Origin of the sequence: Microbacterium sp. 1154 (genome assembly GCF_031455375.1) — a bacterium.
GTDB lineage: Bacteria > Actinomycetota > Actinomycetes > Actinomycetales > Microbacteriaceae > Microbacterium.
On record NZ_JAVDSN010000001.1, the window covers coordinates 717,442 to 743,324 of the forward strand.

A 25,883-nucleotide genomic window follows, 5' to 3' on the forward strand; every position below is an offset into this window, starting at 1 on the left:
GACGCCCCCACCACGCGGGCGGGGGCGTCGGACGGGACTCAGGATGCCGAGCCGGGCGGCGTCTTCTTCGGCTTGTGCGACGTGACCTGGGCCACCGGCTGTCCACCGCGCTGCTGACCCGGGAGGGGCCGGGAGCGGCGACCGTAGATGACCTCGGACGAGTCGAGCAACCACGGCACGAGCGTGATCGAGACACCGTGCACGAGCATGAGCTGGTGCGCCAGGCGGCGCGAGCGGCGGTTGTGCAGGATCGACTCCCACCAGTGGCCGACGATGAACTGCGGCAGGTACACCGTGACCACGGCCGAGCCGTTGTTCTCGCGGTACTTCTTGATGAACGTCGACACCGGCGAGGTGTACGTGCGGTACGGCGAGTCGATGATGACCAGGGGGATGGGCATGTCGTGCTCGGCCCACTCCTTCTGCAGCTTCGACGCGTCTTCGTCGGTGATGGCGACGTGCACCGCGAGCGTCTTCTGGTGGTTCGCTGCCAGGGCGTAGTCGATCGCCTTCATCACGGGCTTCTGCAGACGGTTCACCAGCACGATCGCCACGTCTCCCGACGAGCCGAAGTGGACGGTCTCGTCCATGCGGATCTCGTGCTCGACGTCGCGGTAGTACCGGTTCACGCCGATCATCAGTACCGCGAGGATCGGGATCGCGATGAACACCAGCCACGCACCGTGCGTGAACTTGGTGATCGTGACGATCAGCAGCACGAGCACGGTCATCGCCGCGCCGACGGAGTTGATCCAGAGGCCCGAGATGGCGGAGCGCCGCTCGATCGCGGCGGACTGCTGCTTCGCCGCCTCGGGAGTGAGGTCCTTCAACCCGCGCAGCACGCGACGCCAGTGTTTGACCATGCCGATCTGGCCCAGCGAGAACGAGACGAACACACCGATGATGTACAGCTGGATCAGCGTCGTGAGGTTCGCCTGGTAGACGATCAGCACGCCGATGGCGACGATGCCCAGGATGATCATGCCGTTGGAGTAGACCAAGCGGTCGCCGCGGGTGTTCAGGGCCTTCGGGGCGTAGCCGTCGCGCGCGAGCACGGCGCCCAGCAACGGGAAACCGTTGAACGCGGTGTTGGCCGCGAGCAGCAGCACGCACGCGGTGGCGGCCTGGATGATGAAGAACGGAATGCTCCCCATGCCGAACGTGGCGGCGGCGACCTGCGCCATAAGGCTCGGCTGCGGGTTGTTGGCGCAGTCGAAACCGATCAGATGGCAGGGGTTCTCGGCGTAGTGCACGCCCGAGATGAGCGCGAGGATCGTGAGCCCCGCGAACAGCACGATCGCGATGCCGCCCATGAGGGTCAGCGTCGTCTGGGCGTTGCGGATCTTCGGCATGCGGAACGCGGGCACACCGTTCGACACGGCCTCGACGCCCGTCAGCGCCGAACAGCCGCTCGAGAAGGCCCGCAGCACGAGCAGGATGAGAGCCGCCTGCGTGAGGGATTCGGCCTGCACGGCATACTGCGCGCTCTCGGCCACGGGTGCGTCGCCCAGCAGGGTGCGGGCCAGACCCACGACGATCATCACGCCGACCGACCCGATGAACAGGTAGGTCGGAATCGCGAAGACGCTCGATGCCTCGCGCACGCCGCGAAGGTTCACGATCACGATGAGGATGACGAAGCCGACGGCGATCTCGACCCGGAACGGGTTGAGTTCGGGCAGCGCCGAGATGATGTTGTCGACACCGGATGCCACCGACACGGCGACCGTGAGCACGTAGTCGACCAGGAGCGCCGCGGCCACGATCACGCCCGGCACCTCGCCCAGGTTCTTGCTCGCCACCTCGTAGTCGCCGCCGCCCGAGGGGTAGGCCTTGATGAGCTGCCGGTAGCTCAACACGACCACGACGAGCAGCGTCACCACGGCGACGGCGACCCATGGACTCAGGGTCAGCAGGGCCGTTCCGCCGATGAGCAGGATCATCAGCAGCTCCTGTGGCGCATAGGCCACGGAGGACAGCGCGTCGGAGGCGAAGATCGGCAGCGCCATCTTCTTCGGGAGGAGCTGCTCGTCGAGTTTCTCGGAGGTGAGGGGCTCGCCGATCAGGATGCGTTTCGCGATCGGCGTCTCTTCGCCGTCAACGCGACTTTCGTCAGTCACGGCGCGCGACACTACGCGCACTGGAGGCCATGCGCAATCTGACGCGCACGCTGTTCAATGCATGGTCGCCAGACCGTGACCTATCGGTGCATTCTTGCAATTCAAGAAACGCTCACTTCGCGGCCGTATTCCCGATGAATTCCGCGACCGCGTCGGCGCCGCCGTGATCGCGCGCGGTCACCGTGACGACGGCATCGCCGGTGAAGACGACGAGCTGCCCGTGGGCACCGTGCAGGCGCCAGGCGTCGCCCGGTCCGTCCCATCCCGCGAGGGCGTAGCGGCGGTACCCGGCGCCGGGGCTGCCGGTGTCGATCCACCCCGAGTGCATGGCATCCACGATCCCCTCCGAGACCACCCGATGGCCGTCGATGACGCCGCGGTCGCGGATGAGCAGACCGAGACGCGCCAGTTCGGCGGTGCGCAGCTCGAGGCCCTCGCCGCCGAGGACGCGACCGTTCGGGCAGCGGCGCCACGACACATCGGTCCATCCCAGCGGGGTGAACAGGCGTGGGCGCAGGAAGTCCTCGATGTCGCCGGTCCGCTGCGACAACGCGGCCATCGCCGTGTAGGTGCTGGCGTTCGAGTATTGGAACACCCGGCCGCTCGAGGGGCGGGACAAGAACTCCGCGGCGAGATCGGGCCAGTCGGTCATCATCGTCTCGGACCAGGGCAGATCGATGCCGCTCGACATCGAGAGCAGCTCTCGCAGAGTGACAGGCGTTGCGGCGGGAAGCATCGAGCGAACCGGGTCGTCGAGCGACACGAGCCCCTCGTCGGCGGCGATTCCGGCGGCCAGCACCGCGACGGCCTTCGCGACGGAGTGGATCTCTTCCCGCACATCCGGCGTCCACCGGTGCATCGCGACGTCGTCGCCCACGCGCACGTGCACGCCGTGCGCGGCGAAGCCGGTGTCGTCGATATGAGCGACGAGCGCGTCGCAGAGGTCGGCGGCGCGGGTCATGCGCCCAGGCTACGGGCCCGAGTGATTCTGCCTAGGCTCTCGGGGTGGACAACATCGTGGGCTCGGGCGTACTCGCTGTCGTCGCGGGCGCCGTGGTCGCGATCCTCGCCTTCGTACCGTTCGTCGCGGTCAGCTATCGGCGTCGCGGTCGGCTCACGGTGTGGCGCTCGCTCCTGTGGGCGGGGGCGGCCGTGTACTTCTGGGCGATCTGGACGTACACGCTCATCCCCCTGCCCGACTCCGAGGTCTACCGCTGCGCGGGCGTGAACCTGCACCCCTTCGCGTTCGTCGACGAGGTCCGCGCGGCCGTCGCCGCCTCGGGCCGGTACCTGACCGACCCCGTCGTTCTGCAGGTGGCGCTGAACGTGCTGCTGTTCGCCCCGCTCGGCTTCTTCTTACGGGTGCTCGGGGGTCGCGGCATCCTGATCGCGGGTCTCGTCGGCTTCGCGACCTCGGGGATCATCGAGACGACGCAGCTGACGGGCGTCTGGGGTCTGTTCCCCTGCGCCTACCGCGTCTTCGATGTCGACGATCTCATCTTGAACACCAGCGGCGCTCTGATCGGGTCGGTCCTCGCGTTCGTCGTCCCGGCGCAGCACCGGGGTGTGGAGAGAGCTGCGGATGCCGACACCCCGCGCCCCGTGACGCGTCGCCGCCGCCTGCTGGGACTGGTGTGCGACGTCGTGGGCGTCTGGCTGGTGGGCTTCGCCGTGGCCGTGGTGGTGCGGGCCGTGCTCGTGCTGCTCGTCGGTGAGAGGTCGTCGTTCTCGACCGACCAGGTCGCCTCGCTCGCGGGGACGATCGCCTCGGCGGGGCTCTGGCTCGGGGTGGTGCTGGCGACCGGCCGCTCGATCGGCGACCTCGCCACGCGCGTGCGCTTCACGAACGGCGTCCTGCCCGCGTGGGTGGCGCGCCCCGTGCGTTTCGCGACCGGGGCGGGGGCGTACGCGGTCCTCGAGGCGCTGCCGGCGCCGTGGTCGCTGCTGGCCTTCTTCCTGGCGTTGACGACCGCGGCGCTTCTGCTGGTGTGGCCCGACGGTCGCGGCCTCACCGGGTGGATCGGCCGGCGCCGCTTGGTCGACGACCGCGCGGGAGTGGTGAGCCCGTCGGTCGACCGGGGCCTACGAGTACGATGACAAGCTTTGCCATCGCGGGTATTCTTCTCGCATGGCCACGATGAACATCTCGCTCCCCGACGAGCTGCGGGCGTTCGCCGACCACCAGGTCGCCTCGCACCTTTACTCCTCGAGCAGCGAGTACGTGCGCGAACTCATCCGGCGCGACCGTGACAACGCGCGTCTCCGGGAAGCCGTTCTCGACGGTATCCGCTCGGGTGACGGCTCTGAGATGGACGCCGCGTACTTCGATCGTCTGCGGGTGCGTGCCATCGACGCCCGATGACGCATCGCGTCGTGCCCTCGAACGCCGCCGACGAGGATCTCATCGGCGCCATCGAGGTCTATCGGAAGACCGCCGACGCGGAGACCGCTGCGCGGTTCGTCGATGCGGTCGCGCAGTGCACCCGCCGCATCGCCATCTTCCCCTCGACGGGATCGTTGACCGCCGAACTTCTCACCGGGATTCCGGGACTACGTAGCCTGGCTGTCGAGAAGTTTCCGTACCAGGTCCTCTACACAGCCGATGACGACGTCGTCCGCGTTCACCGCGTACTGCACGCGCGCCGCGACGTCGAGGGCGCTTTCGCCGACTGAGGCGCTGTCACCCCGCGCCGAACTCCTCGGCCAGCACGCCCATCAGCACCTCGTCGTGGAACCGTCCGCCGTGGAACGCCACCGCGCGTCGCACGCCCTCGCGCACGAAACCGGCCTTCTCATAGGCGCGGATGGCCCGGTCGTTGAAGGCCCAGACGCGCAGCTCGACCTTGTGCACCGCGAGTTCGTCGAACGCGAATCGCAGCATGGTGCGCGTGGCATCCGCGCCGTATCCACGACCGACGGCGTCGGGGCTGAGGATGATCGCGAACGTCGCGATGCGCGCCGGGAGGGCGGCTCCCCAGAGCGTCGCGTGACCGATGAGCTGACCGGTCTCGTCGTCGATGCTGAACCCCGCGCCGCCGGAGGAGTCGTTGCGGCTCCACGCCTGGAACATCTCGCGGACGGATGCCGCGGGGCGCAGGCTCACGCTGTTCTGTTGCAGCACGGCGCTGTCGCTGCGCTGCCACCAGTCGACGAGAGGGTCGAGGTCGGCGTCGGTCAGCCCGCGTAACCGCACGCGCTCGCCGCGCAGCAGGGCGGAGCCGTACGCCAGGGCGGTGTCGGTGTCGTGGATCGCGTCATCGGCCATGGTCCGACGCTACCCAATTCGATCTGGGACGCTACCGGGACGACATGAACGAGGCGGCGACGCGTGTCGCAGAGAGCCCGGTCCGGCACCGAGGATGGGCTCAGGCGAACATCTGGCGCAGCGCCACGAGATCACCGGCCGCAAGGGCGTGGCGAATGACATCGGCCTCGGCGGGGTCGGGGAAGAGCGCCTCGAGGTCGTTCGCGAAGATCGAGCGGAGCGCATCGAGATCGTTCGCGTGGGCGGCGGCGCTCATCGCCTCGACCGCGCGCTGGTAGGGGATCTGACGGTACCCCTCCGTCGCGCTGTTCGGATTGAAGTACGGAATCCAGGGGAGAGTGCTGTCCGGCCGCAGCAGCAGCAGTTCGCCGGGCTGAATGACGCGCGTGTGGTTCAAGGTCGAGACGGATCCGGGGTTTGCCAAGCAGAATCGATCGCCGATGGCGTCGAGGGCATCGCCCGCCGCGACGGTGTACGTCACGACGCGCCCCTGGTCATCGAGGCCAGCGGTACCCGCCGCATACTCGCGGGGGCCGCTGTCGATGAGGTCTCGGTTCAGGCTGGCGCTCGCCCGTCCGAGCTGCAGCAACGCCGGTTTGTCGCAGCCGTCAGGATCATTCACGGGGATCGATGAGCCGCCGGCATGTGCATCGTCACCGGGCAGCGGGGTCGGGGACGCTTCGGGAGCCGTCGTCGAAGCGTCGGCGCCGGCCTCGGGGGAGGGCGACCCTGAGACGGTCTGCCACTACGACACCAGCGTGTAGACGCCCGCCACGGCTGGCGCGGCGAGAGCGACGAGACCGCCGACCACCAGGGCCGAGATGCCCGTCGTGATCACCGTCGCCTTCTTCACCCCTTCACTGTAGGAGGCCGCCGCCCGCACGTCGACGGGCCGTGAGTGCGGCGGCCTCCTTCTGCGGCACCCGTGTCCCGTGTGCCGGCGGGGCTCCGTAGTGTCTCGACGACGGGACAACGCCCGCCATCGGAGCCGCCCCCGCCGCCTAGGCTGGACGCAAGGGAGTGAGATGTCGTCGAGAGCAGGGCGCGCGCAGCGGGTGGGGCGCGGCATGGCCGCAGCCGCGGTCGCCACGTTTGTGGCGACCCTGTCGCACTCCGCCGTGTCGGCGGAGCGGCCGTCGCTCGGCAACATCGTGCTGGCCCTGTGCCTCGCCGCTCCCGTGTGCGTGCTGCTCGCGGGTCGTGCGATGTCGTGGACGCGGCTCTCGCTCGCGGTCGTCCTCAGCCAGGCGCTCTTCCACGCGCTTCTCGTGCTCGACCTGAGCGGCGAATTCGTGCCGGCCGGTCACCACTCCGCGACGTCGCTGTTCAGCGCCGCCGGCGGACACAGCGCCTCGGCGCATGCCTCGGAGTCCCCGTGGATGTGGGCCGCGCACGCCGTCGCCGCTCTCGTGACGATCGTCGCCCTCGGTCGGGGCGAGCGCGCGGTGCAGGCGATCGCCCGGTTCTTCGTCGCGGTGCTGTCGGCGCTGCGGCCCTTCCAAGGTCTTCCCCCGCGGACGGATGCCGTTCCCTCGGCGCCCGAGCCGCTGCTGCTGACGACGGCGATGACCGTGCTGTCGTCGATGAGGCACCGGGGTCCGCCGCTCGCGGCCTGACCTCGACCCCTCATCCTTCGCGCGTACCCAACGCCTCTTCGGCGTGCGCATTTCGCAGAAAGCAGCACCATGTCTCGAAAGACCACTCTTCGCCGTGCCCTCGCCGGCCTCGCCGCCGGCGCGGCCCTGGCGATCGCCGTTCCGCTCGCGGCCTCGGCCCACGTCACCGTCAACCCCAACACGGCCACCCCCGGCAGCTACGCCACGGTCAACTTCCGCGTTCCCACCGAGTCCGAGACGGCCTCCACCGTCAAGCTGGAGGTCACGCTGCCCACCGACACCCCGCTGACCTCGGTGCTCGTCGAGCCCGTCCCGGGCTGGACCGCCACGGTCGAGAAGGGGGCGTTGCCCGCTCCCGTCGAGGTCGACGGCAACACCATCTCCGACGGCCCGCTCAAGATCGTGTGGCAGGCCGACCCCGGCGTGGGCATCGGTCAGGACCAATTCCAGATCTTCTCGGCGGTGCTCGGTCCCATCCCCGACACGGGGCACCTCGTGCTCCCCGCCGTGCAGACCTACTCCGACGGCTCGGTCGTCGATTGGACGAACACCCCCGAGCAGGTCGCGGCTGACGACACCCTCGAGCCCGCGCCGGTGCTCTACATCAACGACACCCCGCCCACGAGCGGCCATGGTGGTCACAGCGGTCACAGCAGCGCCTCGGCCGCGCCGACGATGGACGACCACTCCATGGAGGCTTCGGCTCAGACCAGCGACTCCTCCGGTCTGTCCCTCGGCCTCAGCATCGCGGCCCTCGTGATCGCGGTCGCGGGCGCCCTGCTCGGCGCCTTCGCCGTGGCTCGTCGCCCGAAGCGCAGCTGATGATGGGCACCCGGAACGCTCTGCGCCGGGCCCTGGTCGGGGCGGTGGTCGTCGCTGCGGCGATGACCACCGCCCTCGGCGGGGCGTCGGCGGCGTCGGCGCACGACAGCCTCGTGTCGTCGACGCCCACGGAGCGCGCAAGCGTCGCGACGCTTTCGGAGGTCAGGCTCGACTTCAGTGCCAACCTGCTCGGGTACGACGGCGGCAACATCGTCATCGTGATCGGTCCCGACGGCAAGCACTACGAGAGCGAGTGCGTCACCCTCGCGGGTCCCACCTTGACCCTCCCGGTCGCCCTGGGGGCGCCGGGCGCGTACACGGTCGAGTGGCGCGCGGTCTCGTCCGACGGGCACCCCGTCTCGGGCGAGATCCCGTTCACGTACACCGGCGAGAGCACGTCGGCCGGAGCGGACTCCTCACCGTGCGCCAGCGCCCAGGGGGCGGCCCCGGCCGAGACCCCGGTCGCAGACCCCTCCCCTTCGGGCGGGATGTCGGGCCTGACCGTCGGCCTGCTGATCGGCGGCGGAGCGGTCGTGCTGGTCGGCGTGATCGTCGTCGTGATCCTCAGCCGCCGCCCGCGCGACGACGAGGAGCCGTCCGACACCGAGTGATTCCGGATGCCAGCACCCGGCGCGTCCGCCCCACCTCCCGTTCCGCGGAGTCGGGGCCGGACGCGCCGGGTTTCGGCATCCGGGACGAGGTCGTCCGCCCTCGAGTCCGCAGGGCGGCCGGTCGGACCTACAGGCTCCCGCCGGGCACCGAGAACGTGTCGCAGGCGTTGACGCCGCCCTGACGCCCTTCGTCGAACCAGCGCGTGCGCTGCGCACTCGAGCCGTGCGTGAAGCTGTCGGGGTTGGAGATCTGGCCCGCTTCGGCCTGGATGTGGTCATCGCCGACGGCCGATGCGGCGGAGAGGGCGTCGAGGATCTGCTGCTCGGTGGGTGGCTCCAAGTACGGGGTGCCGTTCTCGTCGACCTGCTCGCTTGCGGCGGCAACCCAGGCGCCCGCGTAGCAATCGGCCTGCAGCTCGGTGCGCACACCGTTGCTGTCGGCGCCCGTGCCGTTGTTCGGGTGCTGCTGCATCACGCCGGTGAGGTTCTGCACGTGGTGGCCGTACTCGTGGGCGAGAACGTAGAGCTGGGCGAGGGGCCCCGCTGTGGTGTCGTACTGGGCGCGCAGGATCGAGAAGAAGGTCGGGTCGACGAACACCGTCTCATCCGGCGGGCAGTAGAACGGACCCGTCGCGTTCGAGGCGGTGCCGCACGAGCTCCCCGTCTGCCCGTCGACGATGACGAGCTGCGGCGGGCGGTACCCGTCGAGGCGTTCGGCCCAGAACTGGTCGATGTCGAGTGAGGCCGCCGCGAGACGACAGGAGTCGTTCTCGTTGGCGTCCTGGCCCGTCTCGCAGCTCGCGATCCGTTCGCCGCCGCTACCGGGGGGCGGCAGCGCCGCCGCCCGAGCCGAGCAGGCCCGTGAGGTCGGTGCCCGTGAACATCGAGATGAGCAGCACGACCACCGCGCCGAGACCAACGGTCCCGCCGCCGACGGCCGCCACGGTTCCTCCGCGGCGCTTGGCCGAGTTGCCGCCCACGCGGGCGTTGTCGTTGAACGTCACGACGTTCACCGTATGCGTCCCCGCAAGAGTGCCGAAGGGGCTGGACTTCGGGCGCGCGAACGGTTCGCGGGGTACTCGCCGTCTCCGCGCTACGTCGCGGTTCTCGGCCGGACGTCGAGCTGCCGAATGTCGGATGTTTAAACCGTTTTGACCCGTTTCGGTCCATATCATGCTTTTTAGGCTAATTTCGGTGTATCCGCGAGAAGTGCCGTAAGTACCGGTCTTCGCTCCTGCCACCGAACGACCCGGAAAGGTCCCATGCGTCACCAGCTCTTCACCCCCAAACTCCTCGGTGCGGCAGCAGCCGCTCTGCTGGTCCTCGGCGGACCCGCCGCTGCCGCGTCAGCCGCACCCAACTCCTCAGACTGGCCGGCGGAGATCTCCGTCCCCGGCGCGTACGGGATGGCATTCAGTCAGGACGGTTCCATGCTGTACGTCGCGCAGCGAGAGAAGGGGGTCGCTGCGGTGACATCGTCCGGCGTCGTGAGCGAGATCATCACGTCGCCCGACGACTTCATGGCCGTCGCCACCGAGGCCAACGGCGACCTTCTCCTCACCGTCGACAGCAAGCCCAACATCTACCGCATCGACATGGCGGACGTCGCGAAGAACCCCGAGGTCTACCAGCAATCGGGGATGTGGAAGGAGCGGGCGGCGGTTGTCTACACGTCCCCCTCCAGCTCCTTCCTCTACTCTCTGGCGGAGACGCCCGACGGCACGATCTATTACTCGACGTTCCAGGACCGCCAGATCAACGTCCTCCGTGACGGGGACTCCACGTCCTTGCTCACCTCGGCGGCGACCTCCCCGTTCGTCGGCTTCTCGTTGCTGCCCGACGGGGGTCTCGGTGCGCTGGACGAGAACGGAGTCATCTGGGAAGTGTCCGCGGCGCAACTCGCATCGGGGTCTGTCGAGCCCTCCGCACTTACGGTTCTCACCACGGGTATGCGCGGGAACGGCTTCGCCGCTTTCGACGACGGCACCTTCTACAGCACCTCTGGCACGAAGCGGACCTTCCAAGAAGCTCCTGTCGACGTCCCCGATGCGCCGACCGGACTCACGGCGACGACGGGTGATGGCGAGGTCACGCTGAGCTGGAAGGCCCCCGAGAACGACGGCGGCGCCGACGTGACCGAGTACACCGTCCTCATCTACAACAGCGACGATGACGACTTCGAACCTGTCATGGGGACGACAACCACCACCGCGACGGTGACGGGGCTCAAGAACGGGACGTCCGCCGAGTTCGTCGTCAGCGCCTCGAACAGCGCCGGTGAGAGCGACTACTCCGACAGTGTCACGGCAACCCCGTTCGCGCTGGACGTGGCCTACACGACCGGCGGGGCGACCCTCGCATCGGACGGCACGGTCGAAGCGGGGCATTCCGTGACGGCGACCGGGAGCGCCCTGCCGCCCGGCGCGGCCCTGAGTCTGGTGCTGCACTCCACCCCGGTCACCCTCGCCACCGGAGTGGTCGCCAGTGACGGCACGTTCACGCTCACCGGTACCGTCCCCGCGGACACGGTCGCGGGGGCGCACACCCTCATCTTGACGGTCGCGCCCGCGGGAGACGACGCCCGCTCGGTGGAGCAGTCCATCACCGTCACCAATGCGACTCAGATTCCCTCGCAAACGGTGATCCCGCCCTCGGGCACGTCGTCGGCGACGCCCGGTACGCCGACCTCCGCTGTCGGCCCGGCTGTCTCGGCAGGGCACCTCGCGGCGACGGGGACGGATGACCCGGAGCCGGCACTTGCGCTCGCTGCGTTCCTGGTCGCTGCGGGCCTCGTGTTCTCCGTCCTCAGCCGCTCGCGCGCTCGCCGCGCCTGAGGTTCGGCGAGAGAAAGACGCTCAACGCGAGACGGCACCCCGCTCGGGGTGCCGTCTCGTCGTTTCGCCTCTCACCTCTCTCGAGGTCGGTCCGACGACGTCGGACACCGCGGAGAGGCGGAACGCGTTCAGCCCAAGAACTCCCGCGCCGCGACCACGAGGTTCTCGACGCCGCGATCGATCGTCGGCTGCATGACCGGCGCGAAGTACGGGGAGTGGTTCGTCGGGATGTCGCGCTCGATCGTGCCGCCCGCGAAGGCCTTCTGGAACGTTTCGGGATCGACCCCGCCCCAGAACCAGAACACCAGGGGTGCGCCCGATTCGCGCGCGAACCACGACACGTCCTCGCTGCCGGTGAACATGCCCGGGTCGACGACCGAACCCTCGCCGAACGAGCGCTGGAACGCCGCGGTCAGGCGGGTTGTGGCATCCGCGTCGTTGATGGTCGGCGGCAGGGTGTGGTCGGTCGTGATGGTCGGCGTCTGCTCTGCGCCCGAGGCCTCCGCCTCGGCACGGATGATGCGCTCGACCTTGGTCATGACCCGTTCGCGCGCGGCATCGTCGGGGTAGCGCAGGCTGAGCTCGAGCTTCGCCTCGGCGGGGATGATGTTGTTCTTCAGTCCGGCGTGGATCGAGCCGACGGTGACGACGGCGACGTCGCGCGGGTCGACCTCGCGCGAGACGACGGTCTGCAGGCGCATGACGGTGGCGGCGGCCATGACGACCGGGTCGATCGTGGAGTGCGGGCGCGAGCCGTGACCGCCGCGGCCGTGCAGCACGACGGTGAGGCCGTCGGATGCCGCCATCTGAGTGCCCGGGCGCACGCCGATCATTCCGGTGGGAAGGGGCGTGACGTGCTGGCCGAGCACGATGTCGGGCTTCGGGTACCGCTCGAGCACGCCGTCGGCGATCATCGCCTTCGACCCCGCGCCGTACTCCTCGGCGGGTTGGAAGACCGCGACGACGGTTCCCGACCACTCCTCGCGCGTGGTGACGAGGCGCTCCAGGGCGCCGATGAGCGCGGTCACGTGCATGTCGTGGCCGCACGCGTGCATGACGGGGACGACGTTGCCGGCGGGGTCGGTGCCGCGCGCGGTGCTGGCGTAGGCGAGGCCCGTCTGCTCCTCGACGGGCAGGCCGTCCATGTCGGCGCGCAGCCACACGACGGGGCCGTCGCCGTTGACGATGCTCGTGACGAGGCCGGTGCGGCCCACGCCCTCCTCGACCTCGAGCCCCAGGTCCGCGAGATGCCGGGCGATGACACCCGCCGTCCGCGTCTCTTGGAACGACAGTTCCGGGTGGGCGTGCAGGTCGGTGTAGAGGCTTTCGAGGTCGACGCTCATGCCCCTGAGCCTAGTTCTCCACGCCCGCGCGCGGTCGGCCTCCTCCCCGTCGAGTGTCCAGGAAACGCCGTACCGAGCGGCGCAGGGACGGAGTGTCGTGGACACTCGACGAGAGAGCGTCGGCGCGCCCGCCGCATCGCTACCGGATGCCGCACACCCCCGCAACCCATCCGCTCCGCTCAGGTCGAGCGGTCACGCTTTCGCCATGACCACCACACACTTCGACTACCTCATCGTCGGCGGCGGGATGGTCGCCGACACCGCCGCCCGCGGCATCCGCGAGATCGACCCCGACGGCTCGATCGGCATCCTGAGCGATGACGTCGACGAGCCCTACACGCGCCCCGCTCTGAGCAAGAAGCTGTGGACCGACGACGAGTTCACGTGGGACAAGGTGCCCCTCGGAACGTCCGACGATACGGGCGCCGATATCCGGCTGCAGACGCGCGCCACGGGGATCCGCCCGAACGATCACGAAGTGGATGCCGACGGCGACACGTTCTCGTACGGCAAACTCCTCATCGCCACCGGCGGCAAGCCCGTGTCCCTGCCCGTCGAGGACCACTCGAACGGCGAGCGGGCGCTGACCTTCCGCACCGCCGAGGATTACCGACACCTCCGCGCCCTCGCGAAGGACCTCGACCGCATCGTCGTCGTCGGCGGCGGTTACATCGGCTCCGAGCTCGCCGCCGCCCTCGTGCAGAACGGCGTCGAGACGGTGCTCATCCACACGGGTTCTGTGCTTGGCGATGCGGTGTTCCCGGCCGCGCTGGCGGAGCGCTTCGAGAAGCTCTTCCGCGACGCCGGCGTCGAGATCGTCTCGGGCTCCAAGGTCGCAGGAGGAGAAGTGGATGCCACGGGCGCCCGCCTCGAACTCGAGAACGGCGATGAGGTGCGTGCGGACGCCGTCGTGAGCGGCCTCGGCATCGAAGTGGCCGTCGACCTGGCCGAGAAGGCGGGTCTTCAGGTCGACGACGGTGTGCACGTCGACGCGCAGTTGCGCACATCGGCCGACGACGTCTACGCCGCGGGCGATGTCGCGAGCTACCCCGACCGTCTGCTCGGGCGCCGTCGCGTCGAGCACGTCGACAACGCGAACGAGCAGGGCAAGGCCGCCGGTCGCAACCTCGCGGGGGCTGCCGAGCCCTACACGCACACCCCCTATTACTACTCGGCGGTCTTCGGCATCCGGTACGAGGCGGTCGGCACGCTCGACTCCTCGCTCGAGACGGTCGAGGACTGGATCGACACCGACCGCGGGGTCGTCTACTACCTCGACGACGACCGCGTCGTCGGCGTTCTGCTGTGGAACGTGGAGGAGGCTCGGGATGCCGCCCGCTCGGTGCTTGCCGAGGCCGACACCCTGACGCGTGACGACCTGGTGGGCCGCATCCGCTGACGCGGCCGGGCGGCGCGGCGCGAGAGCGGTCTCGTGCGGCGCCGTGCGGATGGCGGGCAGGTCGTGCGGACGACGCCGCAGGACTAACCTGGACGCGCGCTGAGTGTCTTCAGCCCGCGATCCCCCAGGAGCATCCGATGGCCACCGCCGAACTTCGCCTCTCCGTCCCCGTCGACTCCGCACGAGACGCCGTCGGCTATGCGCTCGCCGAGCAGGGCTTCACGGCGCAGCCCACGGCATCCGGATCCCTCGACGTCTCGCGCGGGAGCATGGGCACCACTCTCGTGGCAGGGGCCTTCGCGGGGCAGGACATGCACGTCCGCTTCGACGTGCATTTCTCGGAGATCGCCGAAGGGACGCTCGTGTCGTTCGAGCACTCCACTCTGGGCGGCTTCTTCAAGGGCGGGGCGATCGGCGCCGCCAAGGTCGGAGATGTGGTGCGCGAGGCGGCCCACCGCGCGGGGGCCCGTCTCGCCCAGCAGGGCCTGCTCGTCGGCGACGTGCCCGACTCCCTCTCCGACGTGGGCGCTGGCGAGCAGCCGGCCGCGACCGGCGGCACCTGGGCGCCCCCGGTACCGCCCGCCCCTCCCGGGTACCCGGGCGTCTCTTCCACAGGCACCGGCTCGCCCGCCGCTCCGGCCTACAGCGCTCCCAGCGGCGACGCTCAAACCGGGCCCCCCGCTTACGCGGCATCCCCTTACGGCACCGCGTCAGCCGCATCGGACCGCACCAACGGCATCTCGATCCTCGCGATCATCCTCGGCTTCGTCTTCCCCCTCGGCGGCATCATCGCCGGTGCGGTCGCCCTCGCCCAGATCAAGCGCACGGGCGAGAAGGGGCGCGGCCTCGCGATCACCGGCATCGTGGCGGGCGCGGTCATCAGCGTCCTGGCGATCCTCGCCGTCATCGGCCTGTTGATCTTCTCGTTCACCGTCGGTTCGAAGGCGTCCTCCGCCGACCCGTTCGATGTCCCCACGTTCCCGCAGGACGGTGGCGTCACCGTCGGTCCCAGCGAGGCTGCTCCGGGCGACGAAGACACCTTCACCCTGCCCGTCGGGGTCTGCCTCGACGACGTCCCGAGCGGATTCATCAGCTCGTCCAACATCGTCGAGTGCGCCACCGCGCACACCTACGAGGTGTTCAGCAGTTTCCTCCTCCCCGAGGGGGCATTCCCCGGCGACGACGCCATCGCCTCCGCCGCTCAACAGGGCTGCGATGCGGCGTTCCCGTCCTTCGTCGGCATCCCGTACGAGCAGTCCGCTCTGAACTACCAGTACGTCGCCCCCACCGAGGACACCTGGACCGACGGCGACCGCGAGATCTCGTGCCTGCTCTACGACCCCGCCGTGCAGGAGACGACCGGGTCGTTGGCGGGTTCGGCGCGCTGACGACGGTCGGGGACGGCGGCGGACGCGCCGTCCTTCGACGGGCTGGTCGGATTCAGCCTTCCGGAATTCACTCCGAAAGCTGCTGACTCTCGGCAGCACGGGCTCGCCGGCAGGAACGTCAGCGGTCACACGACCGACCGGTGATGTCCGCATCGGACGGCGTCTTGCTTTGACGCCGAGCCGAGCTCTGGCTGCGGTCGTTCCGAGGCTCGCGTCGATGCCGTTGCTGGTGACCCGGATCGCTTGGGCGACCCGACAGGCTGCGATCGGGCTCTCCGCGCCGCTCGTCGCAATTTATTCAGGCGAATTGTTCCGTTACGACCCGTTTCGATGCGATGATGCATTTACGCACCGTTCAATCCCCCTAGATCCGGGCCTACGTCGCGGTGTGAATCAGGAGACCTCATGCCGCTGGGCCGTTCCCCCGTCAGTGCTTCACGGAGGCGCGCGCGTTTCAGCGGGCGGGTGTCGCTGTCCATTGCCGCGGCGGTCGTCATCGTGTTGAGTGCGGGGGCAGGCGGCACCACGGGGGCGTGGTTCACGGCCACAGCCTCTCGGGACGGCTCGCTGGCGTCAGGCTCGATCAGCTCGGTGACGGGAACCGCCGCGGGTACTCGCCTTCAGGGCGTCAATGTCACCTGGAATAGCGCGCTCAGCCAGACCTGGGCGACTGCGAACCAGATCACGACCGATCCCGTGTACACGGTGACCCGCAGCATCGACGGAGGCTCCCCGACAACCTTCTACACGGGTCGAGCGACCACCGCAGCCGACCCGTTCCCGCATGCCGCGCTGTCCCTCGGGCACTCCACCATCTCCTCTGGTCAGGGGGTGTCTGGAGCCATCAGCGGGGGGAAGGTCTACACCTGGGGCAAAGACACCGGAGGATACGGACAGCTCGGCACGGGCAGCAGCGCGGCCGCGACCCCCACCGCTGTGACCATCTCGGGCAGCCGTCAAATCACAGACCTTTCGATGGGAAGCACGGGGGCTGTCGCCCTCGCCTCCGACAACACCGTCTGGGCCTGGGGATCGAAGATCTCCACCGACTGCAATACAGCCTCCACCCGGCCCATGCAGATCACCGTTCCGTCGGGCGTCACGATCACGTCTGTATCGGTGTTGCCGGACTGCGGGAGCATCTTGCTCTCCTCGGACGGACGGCTGTTCACCTATCTCGGCAACGGGTTCGACACGGCATCCCTGCCTGGCGGCCGCAAGATCAAGCAGATCTCGAAGGGCTTCTGCGTCCTCGCCACCGATGGCACCGTATGGTGCCGAGGTTCGAACAATCACGGTCAACTCGGTAACGGGTCGACCGCCAGCTCCTCGTCCGACTTCGTTCAGGTCCCGCTGCGGTCCGATCTGCAAGCCTCCCAGATCGCGTCGAACGGTTCGACCGTAGCGGTCGTCCTGAGCAACAACGCCGTCTGGGGATGGGGCGACAACAGTTCGGGACAACTCGGTAACGGCTCCACCGGCAGCACGGTGAACACGCCCGTGCAATTCAAGGGTGAGGGAGCGCTGGATTTCATCAAGGTCGCTGTCGGAGGATCCCACATCAGCGCCTTAGCTCGAGACGGATCCGTCTCGAGTGCGGGGCAGAACAGCTCGGGGCAGCTCGGCAATGGAACGACGACCTCCAGCACCACACCCGTGATCGCTACACGGAACAACGTTCCCGCTTTCAGCGACATCACGGACGGCGCCTCTCAGACCTATGGAGTCACCAGTAGCGGTGCGGTCTGGGGCTGGGGTACCAACCTCGTCAATGGATCACCGACTCTGGGGGTCAACGACACATCCAATAATGTGTGGACGTCGCCCCGCTCCGCTGCCACCAATCTCACCGTCGACGACGGGTCGAACAGGCTCACCTGCTCCAACGGAGCTACCCCGAACAAGGCCGCGTATTGTGCGCCTTCCGGCACCATCACCTACTCGGTGACGTACGCGTACTACGGGTGGAAGGCCGCGGCGGCGGAGACGGATGCATCATCGTCCGCAACTCAGACCGGTTCTCTCGTATTCGGTGCCCCCGGTTCGACCACGTTGTGCCTCGGGCCTCAGAATGGTGCATCGGCCAGGGGGACAGCCGTTGTGCTGGCAACCTGCGACTCGTCTGCCAGCCAGAAGTGGAGTGCATGGTCCGACGGCACGTTCCGATCGGGCGGAATGTGTCTGGACGCTGACGGCAGTGTCCCCGGCAGCAAGGTTCAGCTCTGGGATTGCAACGGTTTGGGTTTTCAGTGGTGGACGGTCAGAGACGACGGTACGGTGTACAACCCCAATTCCGGCCTCTGTCTGACCGACCCCGCTGGTTCCGCGGAAGCCGGAACCCGGCAGATCATCGACACGTGCAACGGGTCATGGACACAGAAATGGTCCTTCTGATCGTCTGAGACGCCACGCGGGACCGCCGGGTTCATTACTGGCGGGGGAGCTCCTCTGGGCGGCGATAGGCGGGTGTGCAGCCAGGCGCGTTCGCCTGCATAGTCTCGTACGCGGTTCCGAGGCCCTACGTGCAGCGTGTCACGCCGAACCAGAGGAACGAGGTGGTCGTGACCTGCACAGACGATGCGGTGGTCGCGGTCCATTCCCGGGTGAGGTTCGTTCGGATGCGAACGACGGACGTCCGCCCGAACGAGAGGGCGTTCGGCGAGATGACGAACTCTCGGGCGTCAGGGCCCGGGCGAGCGAGCGATCCCCGACCGTCCACGAGAACGTCGAAGTCCAGAGGCCGCTCCCCCGCGTACGACCAGGACACGGTGGCCGTACCGTCTGCGTTGTTCCGACAAGCCAGCGAGTCGACGGGGCGTGCCGTAGCCGCCGTGAACCAGCCCGACGTGCGCGACGAGGCCCAGAATGATCCCCCGAACGCAGCGCCGGGGAGAGCGATGAGGGCCAGGCTGAGAGCTCCCGCCGTCACAGGCACGTAGCGGCGACTCATGTATTCCGACTTGGCTCGGGCACGAGCGATCGACGATCCGTCTCTCGGACTTTCTTCTGCGGGCGGAGCATGGCTGTGAGATGGAGAGGACGGGCCTCTCCCTCGCTCGTCCGGGCGCACGGCCGGTACCAGCGCAAGCCACACGAGGAGGCCCGTGCCGGCCAGGAGGGGGATCAGCTTGCCGAAGTCGCCCGTCGAGGCCAGGAGGATCGGCGTTCCCAGGTACGGCACTCTCATGTACCCGACCCCGATGACCGCCGAGCCGTGCAGAGGGCTCGAGTCGGCGTTCGGGTTCGCATCGCCTTTCGTGATGAAAACCTCGCCGTCGCGACGGACGATCCGATGAAGTCGTAATCGCCCGGGATGGTCAGGGTCCCAACTGAGGAGTACGTACCCTGATCGCAGATCTCCTGGCGACATCGGGCGGCTGACGACGAGGTCGCCGGGTGCGATGGCCGGCTGCATGGAGCCCGTCATCACCGTCGTCGTCGTCCAACCCAGCACGAGGGGTGCTATCGCCCAGAATGTCATCCCGAGAATCAGGGCCAGGACGACGCGAGCCGTCAGGACGCCACAAAATCGCGCCCAGAGACGCAACGCCTCAGCCGTTCCGTCGCTGTATCGCGGGTGGCCGGGGTCGGCGCCGATTACTGGTTCTGCGCTTCCCAAGTGAAATTGAGCTTGACGGTGCCGCCCATGGCGGAGGAGGGCGCGTTGCCGGCGACATCGAAGCTGATGCGGTAGGTGCGCGGCTCGGAGTTCGCTCCCGAGGTCACCCAGTCGCCGAAGCCGGTGCCGAAGCTTGTGCTGTTGGTGATGAACGCGTCGAGGGTGTTGTTGTAGGTCGCGCTGTTGGAGATAGCGGTGAAGCCATTGCAGGTGCCGTTTCCGCCCCCCGTTCCCTGAGTCACATGGAGATTGACCCACGAACCGAGAGAGTTCGTCTGAGTGGCGGTCGTGGCGTAGAGCTTGACCGATGCCGGCAGCGATCCGCTCGAGGTGACGACGATGCAGTTGCTACCGGCCGAGCCGGGCTTGAGGTTGTCTGCCGTGAAGGCTGCGCTGTTGGGGAGGTCGTTCTTCAGCGCGACAGTGCCCGCCGTCCAGTTGTTGGTGCTGTTCGACGTCGTCGCAGAGAACGCCGAGTACGACGCCGTGGAGACGAGGACACCGGCGCCGAGTAACGCGAGCGGTATGGCAGCCAGCGTGCCGAGGCGGGCGAGCTTACGGGTGGGAAGGTGCATGGCGGTTCGGCCTTTCGGGGAGGAGAAAAGAGGTGAGGTGTCTATCCGCGGCTGTTCTGGCGCGAACCGCCCCCTGTGCCGTCGGGCCCGCGAAATTCTGTTCGGACAGATGAGCGAGCGCGCGGTTCTCGGGATGGACAGAGGGGTTACGGCGCCGCCTCGGTCTGAACTCGAGACGGCGCCGCACGGCGACCCACCCGTTACCCCCGAGAGGTCGCCAGCCTGAGTTACGGGCTCTCCACAACCCGGACGAACAGTGAGGCGGATGCGGTCTGCCCCTGGTACTCATTGCCCACCCCGGCCGGGAGGGACAGCGTGAACGTCACGTCTGCCGTCTCCCCCGCTGCCAATGTCCCCAGAGCATGAGCATCGGTGTTCGTGAGAATGCTCGTGACGGTCACGCCGCCGCGCTGAGCGGTCCACGCCACCTGGCTCGCCAGCGGTGCCGACGGATCGGTGCTCGACAACGCGAAAAGCGATACGGGAACGTTCGTGGTGTTGGTGACTTTCGCGGTGACCACGGTCGGCGCGGCTCCGGGGAGCAGGACGATCGAACCGCCTGCCGAAGGTGCCGGATCGATGGAGACCACCGTCACCTGAACCGCGTCGCAGCCCGACCTGACGGCAGCCTGCGCCCCGGGCGTAGGGGCAGCGAAGCCGAGCATGAGGATAAACCCGAGGGCGATGGCCGTCGCCGAACTGCGACCCAACGACCGCGACGCGCGTTGGGGCCGGCGGTGCCGGCGAGCTCGAACGGCAACTGCGATGCCCGTTCCGAGAAGAATCGCAGCGATGATGCACAGGAGAGCGACGTCGATGTTGAGGCCCGTGATGGCCAGACCACCGCTTGCACCGTTGCCCCCACCGCCTGCGGAAGGTACGACCCCGGTCACGGAGGGCACGCCGCCGGGAATCTGCACGTCGGGCGTCACGGGTACGGAGCAGTCCAAAATGGTGTCCTCTGGTACAAAACGGGTCTAAGCGGTTCTTGCTGAACCTATCCCATCGCAATCGGGTAGTCAATTTTTGCGATTTGAACCCGTTACGTACCGTTTTCGCCCACTGTCAACCGTCATTCGTTTTTCGAGCATCATCAGGCGGTTTGACGCGGGGGGCCGTAGAATGGAGTGACCTGTTACCCCGGAATGAGCACATGGCGAATCACGTAGAGCACCTGTTTGCTGGGTACCCGGCGATCCTGTCCGCGAAGGATGTCGCCGAGGTGCTCGGGCTGAACAACAAGACCGTTTATGAGTACCTGCAGAGTGGCACTCTGCCCGGCTACCACATCGGTACGAAGTGGGTCATCATCCGTGACGAGGTCGTGGATTTCATCTCCCGCGCATCCAACGTCGCCGATCGCCCGGCGGTCAGCGTCGGCCCGTGAGGCCCCTTCCCGTTCCCTCGGGTTTTCATAGGGTTTGCAAGGCGTAATACCATTGCGCCGTGCTCGCTGGTGACGTATCCCGACTTCTGACGACGCCTGCCAACGTTCCGGCTCTGTCGATGCGTGCGATGTTCTCGCACCGCCGTGAGACCCTGCGTGTGGACTACATCACACACCCCGAGGCGGCCCGGATGCTCCTGCCCGAGCCTCTCGAGGTGCCGCCCATCGCGCGCGCGAGCGTGTACGTGACGCAATACTTCGATACCTTCTCCACGGATCCGGTCATCGAGTTGGCCCAGGCGATCGAAGCTGTCGGCACGGATGGCCGCGTGGGTGACTTCGTTCAGGCGGTATACACGGAGAGTGTGCCGGCTCTGGTGGGCAATAGAGAGAGTTTCCTCCAGCCCAGTCTTTTCGGCGCGGTTTCGATCTCGCACCGGAACGCCGTCACCGACTTCTCCCTCAGAATCAACGACGTCGAAGCCGTGCGCGGCAGTGCCGGCTACAAGACCGAAGCCATCGCCCATGATGACGCCCTCGAGCTGTTCGGCCGGCCGAAGTTCTTCCTGAAGATCCTCGGCACTCCATGGCTCGGGGAGCCCACCCGTCCTACCCTCTTCGGCTTGGAGCCGACGGACCTCGTGATCTCCGAGGCCTACCGATCCCCCGCTCGTGTGGCTCTCTTCGGTCACGTCATGGCGCCTCTCGATGACCTGCCCATCGTGCACGTGGAGTCTTGTCACATGATCTCTGCCAGCTGGACCATGGGGACCGCGCAGGTCTTGCATCGTTACACGTAACCCGCGTGTTTCTCGCCGCGCCGATGCGCGCGACGAGACGGTTCCCATCTGCTCGCGGGTAGCGGGCCGCACCGGAGCGCCGCCTCGAGCCGGCGCCGTCGTCATCGACGAGCGATGTCGGGACTTCGCGTCGTGCCCTCAAACGGGGTTGCGAGAGATTCCTCATTTGCTGTTATGGTAACGACGTTCCATCTCACTCCGTTTCAACCCGCATGACGTGTTTCAAGCTGTAAAGACCCATTTCGGGTGTTTACGGAGCGATAGGTTCGTCCGAGCCCGTCTTGCGTGTCAAGGCGACCGGTCGTCGTGCCCGCAAGGCCCGGCACCGGTGCTGAAGCACGAGCAACCCGTCCGGTGCATACCGGTCACCGTCGTACCGAAGCCGCTCGGTTGAAGGCGACGTCCATTCCCATCACTCGAAAGTGCACCGCTCATGAACTCCACGTCCCGTCCCAACAAGAAGAAGCTGTTCATCGCCTCCGCGGCGCTGCTGAGCATCGGTCTGACCGGTTCGCTCGCCACCGGCGCCTACTTCACCGATCAGAAGGTCGTCACCGGCAACCAGCTCACCGCCGGGACCGTCACCCTCGGCAACATCGCCGATGACGCGAATTCCACGGCGCCGGTCGTCTTCACCAACGTGCTCCCGATCGACGACTCCACCCCCGCCAAGATCGCGGCCAAGGCGAAGACCTTCAACGTCCACATCCGCAACAACGGCACCGCGGACATCGACTGGAAGTCGACGATCTCCCTGACCACCAGCGCCTTCGCCAAGCAGGTGATGGTGTCGTACAGCACCGATAGTGGCGCGACCTGGTCCACGCCGACCCTTGCAGACAACCTCAATGGTGTCGCTATCAACAGTTCGAGCTCCCTTGCGGCCGGCGAATCGCTGCCCATCCAGTTCCGCGCCTGGCTGCCGGCCTCTACCGACAACAGCGCGCAGGGTAAGAGTCTGACGTTCACCCTCACCGTCAACGCCATCCAGGCGGGCGCTCCCTGGTCCTGACCCAGACCGGGTGCCGGTCGAGCCCCAAACCGACCGGCACCCTCTCGGGTCGCCTCCCGGCCGTGAGCACTGACATCGGCCGCGACCGAGAGGCGGACCCCATCAGCATTCCGTGCGATCGAGCGAACCAGATGACACTGATGCACGACATTGATCCCTCACTGGGGGAGACACGAGCAGCTATCGCGGCCTTCGTGATGATCAGCCTCGGTGTGGTCGTCGCTCCCATGCACCTCGACAGCGAGGCGAGTCGCAGCTTCGCGCCTTTCTGCGCGGGCACCGTCTTCCTCGGAGACCCGGCCCTTCGAGCGGCCGCCGCGCCACCACGGCGCGTACTTCGAGAAGCTCTGAGTGATTCGGAGTCGGTTCACACACTCGCGATCGATGTTCGCAATATCGGCCTGGGCTCCGTCGATTGGCACGCCGGGTTCGACGTGGCATCACACGGCTACCCCTCGAAACATGTGTCGCTCTCCATCAGTACCACTGGCGGCGCCACATGGTCACCGCCGGTGTCGATGGACGACGCCAAGAATCCTGCCTTCTGCGCACCGCCGATGCTCTCACCCGGGGCGCTGCACAGCTTTCTTCTGCGTGTGCGTCTCTCCGGCCACCTGACGCATGACGGGTCGAGCGCCCTGGGATTGAGCGTGGACACCACCGTCCTTCATAACGAGCTGAATCCGACCCCTCGGCGCCCCCATTGGCGCTGGGCGCGGTCGCCCGCCCGTCTTCGGGCCGGCGACGCCCTGTCTGACTAACACGTACTTGCCCAGGAGGCCTATCATGCGCATCCTCTCCTACCTTCGTTGGAGCGCCGTCGCCGCGGTGCTGGCCCTGCTCGTCGCCCCGGCGGCCGTCGCCCTCGTCACCGGGACGCAGCTCGTCGTCGTCGATGGAAAGTCCATGACGCCTACCTACGAATTCGGCGACATCGTCCTCCTCGGCGCGCCCCACCCCGACGACTTCGCCCCCGGCCACGTGGTGACCGTCGGGATGCCCAACGGCGACATGTACACCCACCGGATCGTCAGCATCACCGACGGTAAAGCGCAACTCAAGGGCGACGGCAACACCGCCGAAGATCCCGACACGGTTACGTACGATCAGCTGGTCGGCGCAGTGAGAGGACATATCGGCGGCCCTCTCGCCGGCATCCTGGCATACGCCCAGACCCTGCCCGCCCGTGTCAGCCTCGCCGTCCTCGTTGTCGCGCTGATCATGCTCCCCCTGAGCCGTCACCGCCGATCGGCAGACGACGAGGGCGATCACGACGCAACGACCCCGGCTGACGCGGAGGCGGACACACCTGACGACCACGCCTCGTCTTCGGACGACCTGGACATCTTCCTACCGGTGGTGCCAGCAGCCTCACGCGACGGTGATGCCGTCGTTCCCGCACCGCCCCATTCCCGCCGCGCCCGTCAGCAGGGGTGATTCCCCGCGGAGCGCCAACGAACGCCCGCCCCTCGCCCTCCAAACCCCCATTCTCCGGGAGATCACGTGACCGCTAACGAACAACTTCACGCAGTGGCGTTCCGCAGCTGCCCCACAGCGGTGGTCATCGAGGACGACGCTCAGGTTCGCGCTCTTCTCACCCAGACGCTCGAGGCCGCCGGATACGCGACGGATGCATGCCCGAATGGAGTCGAGGGGATCGAGACCATCCTGGCGACATCGCCGGACCTCGTCACGGTGGACGTCGACCTCCCGGGCATCGACGGGCTCGAGGTGGTGCGCAGAGTCCGTGCCGCCGGCCTGGCGACGCACATCATCGTCGTCTCGGCTCAAGACGACGAGCCGGCCACGCTCCTCGGGTTCACGACTGGCGCAGACGACTACGTCACGAAGCCTTTCCGCATCCGTGAGCTCCGTGCCCGCATCGATGCCGTGTCACGGAGAGCAGCCCGCGCGCACCAGAGCCGCTGACGTCTCGTCTGGGTGACCCCGCACTCCGCACCCGACCCGGCATGTACTCGTCTGCCAGTCGGAACTCGGCGGGCTGGGTCACCTCGCTCCGCTCTTGCCCGAGTTATCTGACCTTCGCCCGGTACTCGCAGATCCAAGTCGGCGCCTCAGCGCGCCGGCGCCGCTGTCGACCCGCGGTCGACCAGCTCGAACGGCAGAGTGCCCAGGCCCCGGCCGGGCTCGGCGCCCTCGAGCGCCGCGAGCACGGCCTCGGCCGCGCGTTCTCCCTGACCGCGCGCGAACTGATCCACGGTGGTGAGCGAGAACCACCGGCCGAGCTCGTGTCCGTCGACGCCGACGATCGACACGTCCTCGGGTACGCGTAGACCGAGTTCGCGCGCGGCGAGGATCGCCCCGATCGCCATCTCGTCCGAGGCGGCGAAGAGCGCGGTCGGCGGGTTCTCAGCGGTCAGGGCGCGGGTTGCCGCGGCGGAGCCGCCCTCGATCGTGAAGTCTGCCGGCTCCACCACGGCGTCCGTGATACCCGCTGACGCCAGTTGCTCCACGAAGCCTCGACGTCGCAGCCCCGGCACGGTCGAACCCGCGGCGGTCGCGGCATCCGCTCCGATGTGCACGAGACGTCGATGACCGAGTGCGAGCAAGTGATCCGTCGCCAGGCGTCCCACGGCGAGATCGTCGACCGTCAGGGTGGTCAGGAGCGGGTTGGGCCCGGCGATCGCGACGATCGGAACGCCGAGCCCGCGCAGGGACGCCGATTCCTCGGCATCCAATTCCAAGGCGATCGTGATGACCGCGTCGATGCGGCGGCGACGCAGGTGGTCGTCGAAGACGCGGTGACGCTCGACCGGGTCGCCGCTGACGCTGTACAGCGTGATGTCGTACCCCTCGCGCACGAGAGCGTCGGAGATGCCCGCGAGTACCGTGCTGAAGAACCAGCGGTCGAGGAACGGTACGACCACGCCCACCGCGCGTGCCCGTCCGGTCGCCAGGCTCGACGCGGCCGCCGAGACGACGTAACCGAGCTGGTCGGCCGCAGCCAGCACCCGGTCGCGGGTCGCGGTCGAGACGGGTCCGCGCCCGCTCAACGCACGCGAGACCGTGGCCGTCGACACCCCCGCCGCGCGGGCGACGTCGTCGATACCGGCCACGGTCTCGCGATCGAT

Annotated in this window: 27 protein-coding genes and 1 pseudogene; 16 read left to right on the forward strand and 12 right to left on the reverse strand. The window is 67.9% G+C overall.

The genetic code is table 11. The features are described 5' to 3' along the window. Window positions 1-38: 38 nt before the first annotated feature. A complete protein-coding gene (locus tag J2X55_RS03260; RefSeq protein ID WP_309821815.1) occupies window positions 39-2,132 on the reverse strand; it encodes an APC family permease in 2,094 nt (697 codons plus the stop codon). A gap of 100 nt (window positions 2,133-2,232) precedes the next feature. Continuing rightward, window positions 2,233-3,081: a serine hydrolase gene (locus J2X55_RS03265; RefSeq protein ID WP_309821817.1), complete on the reverse strand. Its 849-nt coding sequence runs from the start codon at window positions 3,079-3,081 to the stop codon at window positions 2,233-2,235. A 44-nt stretch (window positions 3,082-3,125) separates the two neighbouring features. Between J2X55_RS03265 and J2X55_RS03270 the strand changes: the two genes are divergently transcribed. Genes J2X55_RS03270 through J2X55_RS03280 form a run of 3 tightly spaced genes read left to right on the forward strand, consistent with a single transcriptional unit; the run spans window position 3,126 to window position 4,793 of the window. Next, window positions 3,126-4,217: a VanZ family protein gene (locus tag J2X55_RS03270; RefSeq protein WP_309821819.1), complete on the forward strand. Its 1,092-nt coding sequence runs from the start codon at window positions 3,126-3,128 to the stop codon at window positions 4,215-4,217. A 31-nt stretch (window positions 4,218-4,248) separates the two neighbouring features. Then, on the forward strand, window positions 4,249-4,482 hold the full coding sequence (locus J2X55_RS03275; protein WP_210111750.1) for a type II toxin-antitoxin system ParD family antitoxin: 234 nt from the start codon (window positions 4,249-4,251) through the stop codon (window positions 4,480-4,482). After that, the gene (locus J2X55_RS03280) at window positions 4,479-4,793 is read left to right on the forward strand and encodes a type II toxin-antitoxin system RelE/ParE family toxin (RefSeq protein WP_309821821.1); all 315 of its coding nucleotides are present in this window, start codon (window positions 4,479-4,481) and stop codon (window positions 4,791-4,793) included. The genes J2X55_RS03275 and J2X55_RS03280 overlap by 4 nt, the downstream gene beginning before the upstream one ends. Window positions 4,794-4,800: 7 nt before the next feature. On the opposite strand, the gene J2X55_RS03285 is transcribed toward J2X55_RS03280, so the two are convergent. After that, window positions 4,801-5,385: a GNAT family protein gene (locus J2X55_RS03285; protein WP_309821823.1), complete on the reverse strand. Its 585-nt coding sequence runs from the start codon at window positions 5,383-5,385 to the stop codon at window positions 4,801-4,803. A gap of 100 nt (window positions 5,386-5,485) precedes the next feature. After that, a complete protein-coding gene (locus J2X55_RS03290) occupies window positions 5,486-6,007 on the reverse strand; it encodes a hypothetical protein (RefSeq protein WP_309821825.1) in 522 nt (173 codons plus the stop codon). 403 nt (window positions 6,008-6,410) lie between these two features. Here J2X55_RS03290 and J2X55_RS03295 point away from each other — a divergent pair, with 403 nt between their 5' ends. From J2X55_RS03295 to J2X55_RS03305, 3 genes are all read left to right on the forward strand, one after another. Further along, a complete protein-coding gene (locus J2X55_RS03295; RefSeq protein ID WP_309821827.1) occupies window positions 6,411-7,001 on the forward strand; it encodes a hypothetical protein in 591 nt (196 codons plus the stop codon). Window positions 7,002-7,070: 69 nt separating this feature from the next. Beyond that, complete coding sequence (locus tag J2X55_RS03300; protein WP_309821829.1) at window positions 7,071-7,823, forward strand: YcnI family protein; 753 nt, start codon at window positions 7,071-7,073, stop codon at window positions 7,821-7,823. After that, window positions 7,823-8,434: a copper resistance protein CopC gene (locus J2X55_RS03305; protein WP_309821831.1), complete on the forward strand. Its 612-nt coding sequence runs from the start codon at window positions 7,823-7,825 to the stop codon at window positions 8,432-8,434. Before J2X55_RS03300 ends, J2X55_RS03305 begins: the two co-directional genes overlap by 1 nt. Before the next feature lie 127 nt (window positions 8,435-8,561). Here the strand turns inward: J2X55_RS03305 and J2X55_RS03310 are convergent, their stop codons facing one another. Together J2X55_RS03310 and J2X55_RS03315 are read right to left on the reverse strand one after the other, a co-directional pair. Next, window positions 8,562-9,269: a neutral zinc metallopeptidase gene (locus J2X55_RS03310; protein WP_309823004.1), complete on the reverse strand. Its 708-nt coding sequence runs from the start codon at window positions 9,267-9,269 to the stop codon at window positions 8,562-8,564. Next, the gene (locus tag J2X55_RS03315; RefSeq protein ID WP_309821833.1) at window positions 9,253-9,438 is read right to left on the reverse strand and encodes a hypothetical protein; all 186 of its coding nucleotides are present in this window, start codon (window positions 9,436-9,438) and stop codon (window positions 9,253-9,255) included. The genes J2X55_RS03310 and J2X55_RS03315 overlap by 17 nt, the downstream gene beginning before the upstream one ends. Window positions 9,439-9,696: 258 nt before the next feature. Between J2X55_RS03315 and J2X55_RS03320 the strand changes: the two genes are divergently transcribed. Beyond that, window positions 9,697-11,268 carry a fibronectin type III domain-containing protein gene (locus J2X55_RS03320; protein WP_309821835.1) on the forward strand — a complete coding sequence of 524 codons (1,572 nt, stop codon included), beginning with the start codon at window positions 9,697-9,699 and terminating at the stop codon, window positions 11,266-11,268. 128 nt (window positions 11,269-11,396) lie between these two features. On the opposite strand, the gene J2X55_RS03325 is transcribed toward J2X55_RS03320, so the two are convergent. After that, entirely contained in the window at window positions 11,397-12,611 is a 1,215-nt protein-coding gene (locus tag J2X55_RS03325) for an amidohydrolase (protein WP_309821837.1), read from the reverse strand. Window positions 12,612-12,816: 205 nt separating this feature from the next. Between J2X55_RS03325 and J2X55_RS03330 the strand changes: the two genes are divergently transcribed. The 3 genes from J2X55_RS03330 (at window position 12,817) to J2X55_RS03340 (ending at window position 17,792) form a co-directional block, all read left to right on the forward strand. Continuing rightward, the gene (locus J2X55_RS03330) at window positions 12,817-14,010 is read left to right on the forward strand and encodes an FAD-dependent oxidoreductase (protein WP_115916188.1); all 1,194 of its coding nucleotides are present in this window, start codon (window positions 12,817-12,819) and stop codon (window positions 14,008-14,010) included. A 137-nt stretch (window positions 14,011-14,147) separates the two neighbouring features. Next, window positions 14,148-15,398, forward strand: a complete 1,251-nt coding sequence (locus tag J2X55_RS03335) for a septum formation family protein (protein WP_309821839.1) — start codon at window positions 14,148-14,150, stop codon at window positions 15,396-15,398. Window positions 15,399-15,803: 405 nt separating this feature from the next. Continuing rightward, complete coding sequence (locus J2X55_RS03340; RefSeq protein WP_309821842.1) at window positions 15,804-17,792, forward strand: ricin-type beta-trefoil lectin domain protein; 1,989 nt, start codon at window positions 15,804-15,806, stop codon at window positions 17,790-17,792. Between the two features lie 124 nt (window positions 17,793-17,916). Here J2X55_RS03340 and J2X55_RS03345 read toward each other — a convergent pair whose 3' ends face one another. The 4 genes and pseudogenes from J2X55_RS03345 to J2X55_RS03355 form a co-directional block, all read right to left on the reverse strand. Continuing rightward, window positions 17,917-18,348 (reverse strand): hypothetical protein, encoded by a 432-nt coding sequence (locus J2X55_RS03345; RefSeq protein ID WP_309821845.1) that lies wholly within the window; start codon window positions 18,346-18,348, stop codon window positions 17,917-17,919. A 153-nt stretch (window positions 18,349-18,501) separates the two neighbouring features. Continuing rightward, window positions 18,502-19,017 (reverse strand): annotated as a pseudogene (locus tag J2X55_RS17355) (signal peptidase I); the annotation flags it as partial. Further along, window positions 18,996-19,592, reverse strand: a complete 597-nt coding sequence (locus J2X55_RS03350) for a hypothetical protein (protein WP_115916184.1) — start codon at window positions 19,590-19,592, stop codon at window positions 18,996-18,998. The pseudogene J2X55_RS17355 and the gene J2X55_RS03350, both read right to left, overlap by 22 nt. Window positions 19,593-19,819: 227 nt before the next feature. Further along, complete coding sequence (locus J2X55_RS03355) at window positions 19,820-20,524, reverse strand: hypothetical protein (RefSeq protein ID WP_115916183.1); 705 nt, start codon at window positions 20,522-20,524, stop codon at window positions 19,820-19,822. 221 nt (window positions 20,525-20,745) lie between these two features. Between J2X55_RS03355 and J2X55_RS03360 the strand changes: the two genes are divergently transcribed. From J2X55_RS03360 to J2X55_RS03385, 6 genes are all read left to right on the forward strand, one after another. Continuing rightward, on the forward strand, window positions 20,746-20,979 hold the full coding sequence (locus J2X55_RS03360; protein WP_115916182.1) for a helix-turn-helix domain-containing protein: 234 nt from the start codon (window positions 20,746-20,748) through the stop codon (window positions 20,977-20,979). 59 nt (window positions 20,980-21,038) lie between these two features. Then, on the forward strand, window positions 21,039-21,779 hold the full coding sequence (locus J2X55_RS03365; protein WP_147302359.1) for an acetoacetate decarboxylase family protein: 741 nt from the start codon (window positions 21,039-21,041) through the stop codon (window positions 21,777-21,779). A 433-nt stretch (window positions 21,780-22,212) separates the two neighbouring features. Continuing rightward, window positions 22,213-22,791, forward strand: coding sequence for a hypothetical protein (locus tag J2X55_RS03370; RefSeq protein ID WP_115916180.1), 579 nt, complete (start codon window positions 22,213-22,215; stop codon window positions 22,789-22,791). A gap of 62 nt (window positions 22,792-22,853) precedes the next feature. Beyond that, complete coding sequence (locus tag J2X55_RS03375; protein WP_309821848.1) at window positions 22,854-23,552, forward strand: hypothetical protein; 699 nt, start codon at window positions 22,854-22,856, stop codon at window positions 23,550-23,552. A 25-nt stretch (window positions 23,553-23,577) separates the two neighbouring features. Beyond that, window positions 23,578-24,228: a signal peptidase I gene (locus tag J2X55_RS03380; RefSeq protein WP_115916178.1), complete on the forward strand. Its 651-nt coding sequence runs from the start codon at window positions 23,578-23,580 to the stop codon at window positions 24,226-24,228. Window positions 24,229-24,294: 66 nt separating this feature from the next. Further along, window positions 24,295-24,720 (forward strand): response regulator, encoded by a 426-nt coding sequence (locus J2X55_RS03385; protein WP_309821850.1) that lies wholly within the window; start codon window positions 24,295-24,297, stop codon window positions 24,718-24,720. A 146-nt stretch (window positions 24,721-24,866) separates the two neighbouring features. Here the strand turns inward: J2X55_RS03385 and J2X55_RS03390 are convergent, their stop codons facing one another. Beyond that, the gene (locus J2X55_RS03390; RefSeq protein WP_115916176.1) at window positions 24,867-25,868 is read right to left on the reverse strand and encodes a LacI family DNA-binding transcriptional regulator; all 1,002 of its coding nucleotides are present in this window, start codon (window positions 25,866-25,868) and stop codon (window positions 24,867-24,869) included. Between the last annotated feature and the right edge of the window lie 15 nt (window positions 25,869-25,883).

Coding starts and splice junctions, on each gene's coding strand:
- J2X55_RS03295 (WP_309821827.1), top strand. CDS start 6,411: ATGTCGTCGAGAGCAGGGCGCGCGCAGCGGGTGGGGCGCGGCATGGCC.
- J2X55_RS03275 (WP_210111750.1), top strand. CDS start 4,249: ATGGCCACGATGAACATCTCGCTCCCCGACGAGCTGCGGGCGTTCGCC.
- J2X55_RS03360 (WP_115916182.1), top strand. CDS start 20,746: ATGGCGAATCACGTAGAGCACCTGTTTGCTGGGTACCCGGCGATCCTG.
- J2X55_RS03380 (WP_115916178.1), top strand. CDS start 23,578: ATGCGCATCCTCTCCTACCTTCGTTGGAGCGCCGTCGCCGCGGTGCTG.
- J2X55_RS03330 (WP_115916188.1), top strand. CDS start 12,817: ATGACCACCACACACTTCGACTACCTCATCGTCGGCGGCGGGATGGTC.
- J2X55_RS03335 (WP_309821839.1), top strand. CDS start 14,148: ATGGCCACCGCCGAACTTCGCCTCTCCGTCCCCGTCGACTCCGCACGA.
- J2X55_RS03300 (WP_309821829.1), top strand. CDS start 7,071: ATGTCTCGAAAGACCACTCTTCGCCGTGCCCTCGCCGGCCTCGCCGCC.
- J2X55_RS03370 (WP_115916180.1), top strand. CDS start 22,213: ATGAACTCCACGTCCCGTCCCAACAAGAAGAAGCTGTTCATCGCCTCC.
- J2X55_RS03320 (WP_309821835.1), top strand. CDS start 9,697: ATGCGTCACCAGCTCTTCACCCCCAAACTCCTCGGTGCGGCAGCAGCC.
- J2X55_RS03280 (WP_309821821.1), top strand. CDS start 4,479: ATGACGCATCGCGTCGTGCCCTCGAACGCCGCCGACGAGGATCTCATC.
- J2X55_RS03325 (WP_309821837.1), bottom strand. CDS start 12,611: ATGAGCGTCGACCTCGAAAGCCTCTACACCGACCTGCACGCCCACCCG.
- J2X55_RS03345 (WP_309821845.1), bottom strand. CDS start 18,348: ATGAGTCGCCGCTACGTGCCTGTGACGGCGGGAGCTCTCAGCCTGGCC.
- J2X55_RS03285 (WP_309821823.1), bottom strand. CDS start 5,385: ATGGCCGATGACGCGATCCACGACACCGACACCGCCCTGGCGTACGGC.
- J2X55_RS03265 (WP_309821817.1), bottom strand. CDS start 3,081: ATGACCCGCGCCGCCGACCTCTGCGACGCGCTCGTCGCTCATATCGAC.
- J2X55_RS03340 (WP_309821842.1), top strand. CDS start 15,804: ATGCCGCTGGGCCGTTCCCCCGTCAGTGCTTCACGGAGGCGCGCGCGT.
- J2X55_RS03305 (WP_309821831.1), top strand. CDS start 7,823: ATGATGGGCACCCGGAACGCTCTGCGCCGGGCCCTGGTCGGGGCGGTG.
- J2X55_RS03350 (WP_115916184.1), bottom strand. CDS start 19,592: ATGCACCTTCCCACCCGTAAGCTCGCCCGCCTCGGCACGCTGGCTGCC.